The following is a 13,222-nucleotide window of genomic DNA, read 5'->3' on the forward strand; positions in this document are numbered from 1 at the left end:
ACGGTCTGTGTAACCTGCTACATTGTAGTTAGGTGAAGCCAAACCGGATTGTGCAACATCTGTAGTCATACCGTCCAATGCTTGTTCGGCACCTGATTTCAGGCTTGATTTGTTGAAATCAAACAGTACGTCAGAGCTGAAAGCGAATTTTTTGGTGATGATTTCAGGGGCAGCGGCAACGCCTTGACCGAAGCGGTAGCTTAAACCGGCAGAGACGGAACCGATATCCGGACGGTAGTCAGTACTGAACGAGTTGGATTTTTTACCGACATTGTTCAGCCATTGATACTCAACACGTAATGCCAAAGATGGAATGATGGCATATTCCAAACCGCCGGCAAATACTGCGGAAGCTCTTAAGTCGTGACCACGAGTACCGCGCAGACCAAAGGCACTGTCATAAGTTTTGTAGTCAGAACGGACAAGTGCGGTACCGACACGAGCATACACATCCAGGTCGGTTAATACCGGATAGCTTGCTTTTAATGTCAAGTGTGCTCCGTGTGCAGTGTGTTTAGCCGTAGTGTCGCCTTTGTATTTCAATTTGGCACGACCAAAATCATCATAACCCAACTCAACTGCCAAGTAATCAGTGATTTGATAACCACCGAATACACCGTAGGTGACGAAGTTACGTTCATGTCCGGTATTTCTAACGACACCATTGTTGTCGGTCAAATGTTCAAATTGAGTCAAACCGTCATGGAAAGACGCCCAACCCGCTTTAGCACCTGCATAGAAAGTATTGGCTTGTGGCGCTGCCTGAGCAACGGAAGCTAATGCCAAACCGGAGATAGCTAATGCAATTGCAGTTTTTTTCATTTTAAATTCCTCTTCATTTAGTTGAGTTTTTACCGATCGAATATAATTAATTGAAATAATCGGTTAAGCCAGACTGTTTATCATCCATAAAACCGGCTGATTTACAATCTTATACTCAAATCTCCCTGAAGGATGCTCTCTGAGTATGCTGCTATTATTATAGGCAATTGCGTTAAAATCAACCTAATTGGACTAATATTTTCCATTTAAGTTCATTTTTTAATCAAATTTACCAAAAAACGAACATTTTTTTTACATATATTACGTCATTGAATCACGATTCAATTGGCATCATCTTTTATTTTCTCCGATTTGTTTTACACTTTTTTCATCCGACGGATATGTTAAACTGTATCGGAACACGACTTTTCACTGACTGGATCCGGACACCATTATGCTACCCCGTTTGCACACAATCCCACAAGTGAGCGAAACCGCTCTTCAGTATTTGAACGCACTTCAACAGCAAGATTTTGAAGGCGACATTGAATCCGGCTATGCCGCCCGCTTGAGTTTGGCGACCGATAACAGTGTCTACCAGCAACTGCCGCAAGCCATTTTATTCCCGAAATCACTAGCCGATATTGTGCGGTTAACCAAATTGGCGCAGCACCCGCCTTTTCTTGCGCTCACTTTTACGCCTCGCGGCGGCGGCACGGGCACCAACGGTCAATCGCTAAATAACAATATCATTGTCGATCTTTCACGCCATATGAATCAAATTTTGGAAATTAATCCGGAAGAACGCTGGGTGCGGGTGCAATCCGGCGTGGTGAAAGATCAGCTGAATCAGTATTTGCAGCCGTTCGGGCTGTTCTTCTCACCGGAACTCTCTACCAGCAACCGCGCGACCATCGGCGGCATGATTAATACCGATGCTTCGGGACAGGGATCCTTGCAATACGGCAAAACCTCAGATCACGTGCTTGCATTAAAATCCGTACTGATTAACGGCGACATTCTGGAGAGTGACGCCATGCCGAGCCAGACACTGGAGCAGGACGAAACGCCTTTACAACCGCACGCACAACGGCTTCATCAAGCGGTTTACCGCTGCTGCAAACAAAATCGAGACCGTATTTTATCCGAGCTGCCGCAGCTTAACCGCTTTTTGACCGGCTACGATCTCAAAAATGTCTTTAACCACGATTTAAGCCAATTTAATCTGAGTCGGATTTTAACCGGTTCGGAAGGCTCGCTGGCATTTATCTGCGAAGCCAAATTGAACCTGTTGCCGATACCGAAATACCGCACGCTGATTAATATCAAATATAATTCGTTCGATGCGGCACTGCGCAATGCGCCCCTGATGCTGCAAGCCAAAGCGCTCTCGGTGGAAACCGTCGACTCCAGCGTACTGAATCTTGCCAAACAGGACATTGTCTGGCATTCGGTCAGTGCGTTATTAACCGAAGACAACCATGATCCGATTTTAGGGCTGAATATCGTTGAGTTTGCCGGCCATCAAGAAAAAGCGATTGAAAATCGGGTAACCGCACTTTGCAAGTTGCTGGACGAACGCATTGCCAAACGGCAAGACGGTATTATCGGTTATCAGGTTTGCGCCGATTTAGATTCCATTCTTAAAATTTATGCGATGCGCAAAAAAGCAGTGGGGCTGCTCGGCAATGCCAAAGGCACCGCCAAACCGATTCCGTTCGTGGAGGATACTTGCGTACCGCCCGAACATTTGGCGGATTATATTAGTGAGTTTCGGGCATTGCTCGATCAGCACGGCTTAAAATACGGCATGTTCGGCCATGTAGATGCCGGCGTGCTGCATGTGCGCCCGGCGTTGGATTTATGTGATCCCCAACAGGTCAAATTGTTCAAAACCATTTCCGATCAGGTCGTGGAATTGACCGCAAAATACGGCGGTTTGATTTGGGGGGAACACGGCAAAGGTATGCGTTCTTATTACGGCGAGCGTTTTTTCGGTGCAGCCTTGTGGCAAGAACTGCGCTATATCAAAGGATTATTCGATCCGCACAATCGGTTGAATCCGGGCAAAATCTGTACGCCGCCGGAATCCGATAGCGGACTTTATCCGATCACCTCCTCAATGCGTGCCGATTTTGATCGCCAAATTCCGCTGGCATTGCGTGAAGATTATCCCGGCGCCATGAATTGCAACGGGAATGGCTTATGCTTTAATTTTGATGTGCACAGCACCATGTGTCCGTCGATGAAGGTCAGCCGCGACCGCACTTTTTCACCCAAAGGGCGCGCAGCGTTGCTGCGAGAGTGGTTACGCCTATTGAGCGAACAAAACATTACCCCGGCAGAATTGGATTTTCATCAACCACAACAAACCAAACTGACCGATTTGGTCGAGAAAGTGCGTAACAGTTGGCGCCACAAACAGGGCGAATACGATTTCTCTCATGAAGTCAAAGCCGCAATGGATACTTGCCTTGCCTGCAAAGCCTGTGCCGCCCAATGCCCGATTAAAATTGACGTCCCGGCTTTCCGCGCGCAATTCAACCATTTTTACCACAGCCGTTATCTGCGACCGATAAAAGATTATGTCGTTGCCAATGTGGAATATATCGCCCCGCTGATGGCAAAAGCACCACGCTTTTTCAATTTTTTCACCGAAGCCAACATGACGGCTTATCTCGCCAAAAAAACCATCGGCATGGTAGATTTGCCAAGCCTAAGTCATCCGTCATTACAGCAACAATTGGTCGAAATCGGTTATCAAGGATACTCACTGGAACAACTGGAAAAATTGAACGCCGCTGAAAAAAATCGGATGTTGCTAATTGTGCAAGACCCGTTTACGTCCTATTATGATGCCAAAGTCGTCGCCGATTTTGTCGCACTCAGTCAAAAGCTCGGTTTCAAGCCCGTTGTATTGCCGTTTAAGCCGAACGGAAAAGCACAACATATCAAAGGATTTTTAAGCCGTTTTGCCAAAACTGCACGTAACCAAGCCGACTTTTTGGCTCGCTTGGCCAAACTGGAAATGCCGCTAGTCGGCGTTGATCCGGCCATTGTGTTGTCTTATCGCGAAGAATATCCTGAAATCCTACAGCAACAAAATCCATTTCATGTACTGACTTCGCATGAATGGTTATTACAGCAACTCGACAGCGAAAACCTGCAAAGTGCGGTGCTGCACCAACGGCATGACAACCGCACTTGGTATCTGTTTCCACATTGCACCGAAGCCACTGCGCTGCCGAACAGCCCAAAACAGTGGCAAACGATATTTGCCCGTTTCGGACAAACCTTGCACAGTGAAACCGTCGGTTGCTGCGGCATGGCGGGCACATTCGGCCATGAAACACAGCATTTGGCGATGTCAAAATCCATTTATAGCCTTTCATGGCAACAAAAACTAAAAAAATACGATCCGCAATTTTGTCTGGCGACCGGTTATTCCTGTCGCAGTCAGGTCAAACGCATGGAACAATGGCAACTCAAACACCCGCTACAAGCCTTACTGTCGCTATTTAATCAATAGGAAATAACATGATCTGGAAGAAGCCGCTGACATTGCAACAACTTAACCAATTCTGCGAAAATAGTGCCGTCAGCCACTTGGGAATCACATTCAGTGCGCAAGGCGACGATTGGCTGGAGGCCAAATTGACGGTTGATGAACGCTGCTGTCAACCGATGGGTTATCTGCACGGCGGCATTTCCGCCGCCTTAGCCGAAACCGTCGGCTCATTGGCCGGCTTCGGCTGTGTGGAAGAAGGCTATTTTGTGGTCGGCACCGAAATCAACGCCAGCCATTTACGTCCGGTAAAAAAAGGCCATACCGTCACCGCCCGTGCCACGCCCGCCCGTTTGGGCAAAACGACACAAGTCTGGCTAATCAATCTCTACGACGAACAATTACAACGCTGTTGCACCGCACGCTTAACACTGGCGGTGGTCAATAAACAAGGATAAGCATGAAAAATAAAATCGGGGTTTTAGTGGTCAATTTAGGCACGCCCTCTTCAGCAACAACCGGTGCGGTCAAACGCTACCTGAAACAATTTTTATCCGATCGGCGCGTAATTGATCTGCCGCGTTTAAAATGGTCATTGATTTTAAATTGCTTCATTTTGCCAAAGCGCTCGCCACGGGTTGCCAAACTGTACCAATCGATTTGGACTGAACAAGGATCGCCGCTGCTGGCTATCGGGCAACGTCAGGTTGAGAAATTGCGCCGCTATTTTCATCAACAACAAACCGAACCGGAAATCGAGCTGGCGATGACTTACGGTGAGCCGTCAATGCAAAGTGCGGTAGATAAATTAATTGCTAAAAATATGAATAAAATTATAGTATTGCCATTGTATCCGCAATACAGCAGCACCACGACCGCCAGCGTTTTTGATGCGTTTGCCGCGGCATTGAAAGCACATCGTGCCATGCCGCAAATCGACTTTATCCATCATTATCATGATCATCCGCAGTATATCACCGCCCTTGTCGACAGCATTCGCCCGACACTCCAGCCTGATGAACTGTTGCTGTTTTCCTTTCACGGCATTCCTGAACGCTATCAACAGGAAGGCGATTACTATGCCGACCATTGCCGCCAAACCGCACTTTTGGTTGCACAACAACTGGGTTTAAGCGCTGAGCGATGGCAAGTCGCTTTTCAGTCCCGTTTCGGCAAAGAGCCATGGTTACAGCCCTACACCGATGAAACCTTGCAACAGCTTGCCGAAACACAGAAAAAAGTTGCCGTTATCTGCCCCGGTTTTGCCGTAGATTGTTTAGAAACGCTGGAAGAAATCGCCGAAGAAAACCGCGAAATCTTTTTACATCACGGCGGCAACACTTACCGCTATATTCCGGCGTTGAATGATTCGGACGATCATATTCGGTTATTGGCGAATTTAATTGAAGTGCGGTTATAACGTTGTAAAAAAGGGGCGATTGCCCCTTTGGTTTATTCTCCCAACTGCTGAATTTTTTTGACAACGCTGCTGGTGGAATAGCCGTTTTCAAAGTTTAATACCCGCACTTCACCGCCGTTTGCCCATACTTCTTGGCTGCCGGCAATCTCCTCGGCTTTATAATCGCCGCCCTTGACCAATAAATCCGGCAGAACTTCCCCAATCAAGCGTTGTGGTGTATCTTCCTTAAATTCAACCACCCAATCCACCGATGATAAGCCGGCCAATACCGCCATGCGGGCGTTCAAGGAATTAATCGGGCGGCTTTCTCCTTTCAAACGTTTCACCGACTCGTCGGAATTGACCGCCACAATTAAACGATCGCCTAATTTACGTGCATTTTCCAGATAAGAGACGTGTCCAGGGTGCAAAATATCAAAACAACCGTTGGTCATCACAATCTTTTCACCTCTGGCTTTTGCGCCGGCAACGACCTCTTTCAACCGCACTTCGTCCATTATTCCAAAGCCGATTTCGTCCCGATGGTGAATCGCATTTTCCAATTCGACCGGCGTGACCGTTGAGGTTCCCAATTTAGCGACCACAATTCCGGCGGCAACATTCGCCAGATAACAAGCTTCTTCCAGACTGCGCCCATCGGCAAGTGCGGTTGCCAATACACTGATTACCGTATCGCCCGCACCGGTCACGTCAAATACCTCTTTCGCTTCCGTCGGCAGGTGGAAAGGCTCGGCATTCGGACGCAATAACGTCATGCCTTTTTCCGATCGGGTGACCAATAACGCTTCCAGTTCATAATCGGCGATTAATTTCAGTCCTTTTTCAAGCAACATCCGCTCATCGATACATTGCCCCACGACTGCTTCAAATTCCGATAAATTCGGTGTCAGCAAGGTCGCTCCGCGATAACGTTCGAAATCCGTACCTTTCGGATCAATCAAGACCGGCACACCGGCACGTCGTGCGATTTGAATCATTTTTTGCACATCATTCAACGTGCCTTTGCCGTAATCGGACAAAATCAAGGCGCCGTACTCCGTCACCGATTGTTGCAATTTTTCCAGTAAAACCGCACTTTGTACATCATGAAAATTTTCTTCGAAATCCAAACGCAGTAATTGCTGATGACGGGATAAAATCCGCAACTTGGTGATTGTCGGGTGAGTATTCAGCGCCACAAAATCACAGCCGATATGCTGTTGACGCAATATTTTCTCCAATGCCTGTCCCGGTTCGTCCTGTCCAATTAACCCGACCAATTTTACCGCCACATTCAACGCAGCGATATTCATTGCGACATTCGCCGCTCCGCCCGCTCTTTCCTCATTATTCTGCACCCGGACGACAGGTACCGGCGCTTCCGGCGAAATACGGTTGGTCGCGCCGAACCAATAACGATCCAGCATCACATCGCCAAGCACCAAAACCTTGGCTTGCTTAAATTGTGTTGAATATTGTGTCATATTTTGCTCCTGAGAAAATTTTCCCGATTCTATCATAAAAATGTTTATTTACGTGTTTTTCCGTTAAACTATAAGCTGAATAGGCGCCTTAATATTGAGACGAAAATGCAGGAAAAATGAATGGCACAAGAACAGTTACCGCAATTTAAAAAAGAATTTCTCCACCCTCGATATTGGCTTTTTTGGACGGGATTGGGGGTTTTTCGCCTGATTCTGCTGTTGCCCTATCCTGTTTTATTCAGAATCGGCACGTCTCTCGGCTGGCTTTTTTCCAAATTGTCTGTCGGCAAAAAGCGGGCTGCCATCGCCCGTCGCAATCTTGCGCTTTGCTTTCCCGAAAAAACCGCACTTGAGCGTGAAAGCATTTTGGAACAAAATTTGCGTTCCGTCGGCATGGGGATTATCGAAACCGGCATGGCATGGTTTTGGTCAGACGAGCGGATAAAAAAATGGTGTACGGTCAGCGGATTGGAACATTTGACCAACAGCGGTGAAAAAGGGATCATTCTGGTCGGTATTCATTTTTTGACGCTGGAGTTAGGCGCAAGGGTAATTGGTATCTACCATCCCGGCGTCGGGGTTTATCGCCCGAACGACAACCCCGCTTTTGACTGGATACAGTTTCAAGGACGTGTCCGTTCGAATAAATCCATGCTGGATCGCAAAGATTTACGCGGTATGATCACGGCATTGCGTGACGGAGATACTATCTGGTATGCGCCGGATCACGACTATGGGCGGAAAAATTCGGTTTTCGTCCCGTTTTTCGGCGTAGCTGATGCAGCGACTACTACCGGTTCTTATTATTTACTTAAATCTTCACCGAAAGCTAAGATCGTGCCCTTTGCCCCATTACGTAAAGACGATGGCGCCGGCTACCATGTTTCCATTACCGAGCCCTATGTTTTTCCGGAGATTCCCGACAAGACCAAAATTGCCACCTTAATGAACAAACTGGTTGAAAAAGAGATCTTGAAAGGGGTCGAACAATATATGTGGTTGCATCGCCGCTTTAAAACACGGCCGAATGAAAACGATCCGTCACTTTATTAAAACCGCTTTGCGCAAAACAAAAACCCGCTCATCGCGGGTTTTTCAATACAAAGGCAAAGCTAATTTTTCAAAAACGGATTATCCTGCTTTTCAATGCCGATTTTAGTTGCCGAACCATGCCCCGCAATAATGATCATTTCCGCATTCAAATTGAATAATTTTTCTCTAATGGAAGACAGCAGCTGTTGATGACTGCCGCGAGGAAAGTCGGTACGACCGACACCGTGGTAAAACAAAACATCACCGGTAAATGCTACATTTTTCTGATGTTCAATAAACCCGATATGCCCAGGCGTATGCCCCGGCAAATGCAATATTTCAAACTGAATATCACCGATTTCAATTATCTGCCCCTCAGTGTTTAACCAATGATCAGGATAAAACACCTCGGTTTCAAACAGACCGAAACGGCGTGACTGCTCCGGCAGCGAATCGAATAAAAATTTATCGTCAATATGCGGGCCGAAAATATCGATGTGAAAATAATGCTTCAGTTTATTTGCCGCGCCGACATGATCAAGATGGCCGTGCGTCAATAAAATCTTCTGCACCTGCAAACCGTTTTCTTCAATAAACCGAATCAGTTTGTCAACATCACCACCGGGATCAATAACCGCAGCCTTTTTTTGATCGTCCCAAATAATCGAACAATTCTGTTGAAAAGCCGTCACCGGAATAATTTCAACATTCATCTCAACTGCCGCTCCAAGTGCGGTTCGGACCGACATCGATATGCACAAAATTACTGCGCGGATAATAACCGACGCCACCGCTGTTCAAGCCGGTTGCCGTTTTGCGTACTTTAGCAAGCGAAATGCCATCAATTCGAAAATCGATTGCTTCACCACGGGTATGGTAGCTGTTTTTTGCGACGCCGCGACTGCGCGCACTCATTGCCGCATTGGTTGCCGGCGCACGATAACCACAGATAATTTGGATTTCGGTATTACGAAGTCCTAACTTACCCTGAATCTGATAAAGTTTGCTGAAAAGACGGGGATCCATGCGGTGAACCTTTTGACTACGACGATCTCTTAACAGATGATCCAATTTTTTTAGATCGGAATTATTCGCAATTTTGCCGTTTTTCAATGTTGAGCTGAGACGCTCTCCCGTATTGATATTTCTAAATGTCAGCACCCTTGGTTTCGGGGTTGAAACGGCTGCCCACAATTGACCCGGCAACAGCGTGCCGCCCAGTACGATACCGCCTAAAGCCAACCACTTGCGGCGCGAGTTGTTTATTTCGGTCATAAGTATTTAAATTGATATTAAAAGAGTGAATAGAATCTTATTTTCGACTATAAAAAACAAAACAAGTTCATTTTTTAAAGAATATGCGCTAGAAAACCATAAAAAAAGCTATTAATCAATAGCTTTTTTATTATTTTTTAATATATGTGATAATTTCGGCAATTTAGAACAACATTGCTTTTACCGCTTTCCAATTCACATTGGTTTTAGCCAATTTTCTATCATGACCGTAAATATCCGGTGCGGTATAAATCTTGCCGTTGTCTACCCAGGCAGTCACATAATATAGATAAACATCATCACGTTTGGTCAAATTGGCGGAGGTTGTTTTTTTACTTGCCAATACCTGTTTTTTCCGTTCATTGCTCCAACCATTCTCTTGCAGCAACAAGGTCGCCAGCTCATCCGCTTTATGCACTCTGACACAACCTGAACTTAATGCGCGATCATGGCGGGCAAACAAGCCTCTTGACGGTGTATCGTGTAAATAAATTGCATCGCTGCTCGGCATATTGAATTTATAGTTACCCAGAGCGCTGTCCCCGCCCGGCGCCTGACGTAAGCGATACGGGAAGTTTTTCACCGTCATATTCTCCCAATCAATAGTATAGGGATCAATGGTTCGCCCTTTACCGTCAATAATCGTATACCCTTTGCGGTAAATATAGCTCGGATCCTGACGTACTTTCGGGATAATATCCTGATTAATATTGCGCACCGGCGCATTCCAAGGCGGATTCACGACGACATTACTCAAACGGCTGGACATTACAGGCGTTTGGCGATCTTTCTTACCGACAATCACTTTAGAGTCCAAAACCAGTTTACCGTCACGGTAATAACGCAGTTGATAAGTCGGAATATTAACGAAAATCCCGTTGGTTTGATCCGGTAATATACTCAAACGTTGCGCATTGATCGATAATTTGTACAAATTACTGCTCAAATTTCGATTCAAGACATTACGCGTACCGGCACCGACAATCCCGTCTGCGGTCAGCCCGTTTTCAGCCTGAAAACGTTTGACGGCATCGAGCAATTCATCATGATAAATATCACTATTGTAATCGGCAGCGAGAAATCCTTTTTCTTTCAAAATTGCCGCCAGATTTTTTACATCAGCAGTCTGCATCCCCGGTTTTAAGGTTTCACTGACGGTAATCGAACTGCCGATACTGTCGGGCAGTGATTGCAAGACTTTTTCAGCTGCCTGTCGGTAGCGCCGGCTGGTCGGTATCAGGCTTTCGACAAAAGCGTTTAATTCTCCGTCCGCAATCGATTTTTTCCAATCCGCCAATCTGTCCTGACTTGGTAATCCGGCTTTGTAACCGCTGCTACCGTATAGCCATTTTGTTGAAGATTTTTTTAAATTCTCCTGATAATAAAGGTAATTCAGAAAAGCATCACTGAGTAAAATATCACGAATCATCGGATCCGTCGTTTGGCTGATCAGCGACAGTTCCTCTGCGGCATAGCCGGAAACGCCGCTTAATACCCATACGACATAGTGTTGTAAAAACCGTTTTTCAGCGGCTTTATTTTCCCAAATCGGGGAAAACCGGTTTTCCGCATAGAGCTCCGCCAATTCCGTGGCAAATTGGACGTTGGTTTCACCTAAAATTTGCTGTAATTTTTCTTGTGCCATTTGTGTTGCGGCTAACTGTGCCGCAGTTTCGACCGCACTTTCAGCTTCAGCCTCTTGGCTTTCCTCTGTTTCTACCTGTGTCGCCGTTTCTGCCACTTGTACCGCAACATCAGCAACTTGTTGTGCCTGTGGCTGTACTTCATTTGTCGCGCGTTCCGTGACCGGCTGTTCCGAAAATGCCGGAGCAGAACAAAGTAGGCTACCAATAAGAGATAAGTATAATACCTTGTTTTTTGTGAACATATTTCAACCTTTTTTGTAAAAAATTGCTGTTATTTTAACAAATTTAACCAAAGGGTTAAATATAAATTTATCCTATAAAAGCGAGGAAACAACACAGACAGTTCAGGCTAATTCTGTTAAAATTCATCATTTGGATATTAACACGAGTTTCTATGAAATTTTTATCATTTAACATCAATGGATTAAGAGCAAGGCCAGCACAATTGGAAGCCATTGTCGCCAAACATCAACCCGATGTTATCGGCTTACAAGAAATCAAGGTTTCCGATGAAGACTTTCCCCACCATTTGGTTGAAAATCTAGGCTATCATGTTTTTCATTACGGGCAAAAAGGGCATTATGGCGTCGCTTTGCTTTGCCGACAACAACCTTTAGCGGTACGGTACGGGTTCCCAAACGATAGTGCAGATGCACAAAAGCGGATAATTATGGCCGACTTCAATACTCACCACGGAGTACTAACGGTTATTAACGGCTATTTCCCGCAAGGTGAAAATCGTATGCATGCAACTAAATTCCCGGCAAAAGCCCGGTTTTATGCAGATCTGCAAGATTATCTGATAAATCATTTACCGAGCGAAAATGCCGTCATTATTATGGGCGATATGAATATCAGTCCGACAGATTTGGATATCGGGATCGGTGAAGAAAATAGAAAACGTTGGTTAAGAACAGGCAAATGCTCTTTTCTGCCGGAGGAAAGAGAATGGATGCAACAGTTATTAAATTTCGGCTTGAGTGACACTTTCCGCCAAATGAATCCGACCGCGAATGATAAATTCTCTTGGTTCGATTACCGTTCTAAAGGCTTTGATGATAACCGAGGATTAAGAATCGATCTCATTTTAGCCAATACCGCACTTGCACAGCACTGCATTGAAACCGGAATCGATCTCGATATTCGAGCAATGGAAAAACCTTCCGACCATGCGCCTGTTTGGGCCTCTTTTAAATAATGGAATCCGCTGTAATGGAAGTAAAATATAACTGGCAAGCTTATCGAACCTCGATCAAAGATAAAGAAGCCCTTATCACCGTTAATCTGGAAATGGCGGAAACGGAAGCAGCCGGACAGTATCAATATGTTTTGCATTTTTCAATCCCAATTGCATTAATTTCATCGAGCGGTATCACAACGAATGTTCAGCAACATTTGGATCAATTTTCCCAAAGTCTGCTACCGCTGATGGCAATCAGTGACAGCCTATTTGCCGGTTATATTATTTCGGAAGAAAACGTTACCCTTTATTTTTACACAAAAAATGTGACAGAATTTAAAACAACGCTGCTGGAAATGGATTTTATCTCTGCTGATAACCTCTACAGTCAGGCAGATCCGAATTGGGATTTATATTATGATTTCTTGCTGCCTTCACCACTGGAAATGAAACTGAATGCCACGGCGGAAACACTGGCTTTATTATTGAAAGAAGGGGAGGATCTCTCACTACCTCACCAGATAACGCATAAATTTCAATTTGAAAATCCGGACTTGATGGATGAATTTATCGATTATTTTGCACAACAGCTTACTTTCGAAATTCATTATACTGAGAACCCTGTGCAGTATGACGGGGAAACATTCTATTTAGCCACATTCCAGCATGAAGCCAATTTAGATGATGACACTATTTTCAATCTGGTTGAAGAACTAGAGATTCGAGCTGCCGATTACGGTGGAGAATATAATGGCTGGGAATGCCAAATGCTTACAATTTCAGAAAAACCACTACATTAAACTGACCTAAAGTGCGGTCAACAAAAACAAACCGCACTTGACTTCTTTCTCTTATTTTTATTCACTAGTAATTTTTAATTTGATTTTTTAGCTCGGTTCCGGTTTTAGCCTTTAGCTTTTTTAATTCGGTTCCGGTTTC

11 protein-coding genes are annotated in these 13,222 nt (G+C 45.3%); 6 read left to right on the forward strand and 5 right to left on the reverse strand.

The features are described from left to right. A partial coding sequence (locus tag OA57_RS12140; RefSeq protein WP_034618258.1) for an outer membrane beta-barrel protein occupies nucleotides 1–822 on the reverse strand: 822 nt, incomplete at its 3' end. A 394-nt stretch (nucleotides 823–1,216) separates the two neighbouring features. Between OA57_RS12140 and ydiJ the strand changes: the two genes are divergently transcribed. Genes ydiJ through hemH form a run of 3 tightly spaced genes read left to right on the forward strand, consistent with a single transcriptional unit; the run spans nucleotide 1,217 to nucleotide 5,687 of the window. Then, the gene (ydiJ, locus tag OA57_RS12145) at nucleotides 1,217–4,291 is read left to right on the forward strand and encodes a D-2-hydroxyglutarate dehydrogenase YdiJ (RefSeq protein WP_034618260.1); all 3,075 of its coding nucleotides are present in this window, start codon (nucleotides 1,217–1,219) and stop codon (nucleotides 4,289–4,291) included. 8 nt (nucleotides 4,292–4,299) lie between these two features. Continuing rightward, entirely contained in the window at nucleotides 4,300–4,725 is a 426-nt protein-coding gene (locus tag OA57_RS12150) for a hotdog fold thioesterase (RefSeq protein ID WP_034618261.1), read from the forward strand. A 2-nt stretch (nucleotides 4,726–4,727) separates the two neighbouring features. Continuing rightward, nucleotides 4,728–5,687, forward strand: coding sequence for a ferrochelatase (gene hemH / locus OA57_RS12155; RefSeq protein ID WP_034618264.1), 960 nt, complete (start codon nucleotides 4,728–4,730; stop codon nucleotides 5,685–5,687). Between the two features lie 32 nt (nucleotides 5,688–5,719). Here the strand turns inward: hemH and hldE are convergent, their stop codons facing one another. Then, on the reverse strand, nucleotides 5,720–7,150 hold the full coding sequence (gene hldE / locus OA57_RS12160; protein ID WP_034618266.1) for a bifunctional D-glycero-beta-D-manno-heptose-7-phosphate kinase/D-glycero-beta-D-manno-heptose 1-phosphate adenylyltransferase HldE: 1,431 nt from the start codon (nucleotides 7,148–7,150) through the stop codon (nucleotides 5,720–5,722). Nucleotides 7,151–7,270: 120 nt separating this feature from the next. Between hldE and OA57_RS12165 the strand changes: the two genes are divergently transcribed. Beyond that, nucleotides 7,271–8,203 carry a Kdo(2)-lipid IV(A) acyltransferase gene (locus tag OA57_RS12165; protein WP_034618268.1) on the forward strand — a complete coding sequence of 311 codons (933 nt, stop codon included), beginning with the start codon at nucleotides 7,271–7,273 and terminating at the stop codon, nucleotides 8,201–8,203. Nucleotides 8,204–8,262: 59 nt separating this feature from the next. Here OA57_RS12165 and OA57_RS12170 read toward each other — a convergent pair whose 3' ends face one another. The 3 genes from OA57_RS12170 to OA57_RS12535 form a co-directional block, all read right to left on the reverse strand. Beyond that, nucleotides 8,263–8,895 (reverse strand): MBL fold metallo-hydrolase, encoded by a 633-nt coding sequence (locus OA57_RS12170; RefSeq protein ID WP_034618269.1) that lies wholly within the window; start codon nucleotides 8,893–8,895, stop codon nucleotides 8,263–8,265. Nucleotide 8,896: 1 nt separating this feature from the next. Next, on the reverse strand, nucleotides 8,897–9,457 hold the full coding sequence (locus OA57_RS12175; RefSeq protein WP_034618270.1) for a YcbK family protein: 561 nt from the start codon (nucleotides 9,455–9,457) through the stop codon (nucleotides 8,897–8,899). Nucleotides 9,458–9,620: 163 nt separating this feature from the next. Beyond that, nucleotides 9,621–11,345, reverse strand: coding sequence for a L,D-transpeptidase family protein (locus OA57_RS12535; RefSeq protein ID WP_235424678.1), 1,725 nt, complete (start codon nucleotides 11,343–11,345; stop codon nucleotides 9,621–9,623). A 152-nt stretch (nucleotides 11,346–11,497) separates the two neighbouring features. Here OA57_RS12535 and xthA point away from each other — a divergent pair, with 152 nt between their 5' ends. Continuing rightward, a complete protein-coding gene (gene xthA / locus OA57_RS12185; protein ID WP_034618272.1) occupies nucleotides 11,498–12,301 on the forward strand; it encodes an exodeoxyribonuclease III in 804 nt (267 codons plus the stop codon). 14 nt (nucleotides 12,302–12,315) lie between these two features. Beyond that, complete coding sequence (locus OA57_RS12190; RefSeq protein WP_034618274.1) at nucleotides 12,316–13,083, forward strand: TIGR01619 family protein; 768 nt, start codon at nucleotides 12,316–12,318, stop codon at nucleotides 13,081–13,083. The last annotated feature ends 139 nt before the right edge of the window (nucleotides 13,084–13,222 follow it).

Origin of the sequence: Chelonobacter oris (assembly GCF_000772535.1) — a bacterium.
GTDB classification, from domain to species: domain Bacteria; phylum Pseudomonadota; class Gammaproteobacteria; order Enterobacterales; family Pasteurellaceae; genus Chelonobacter; species Chelonobacter oris.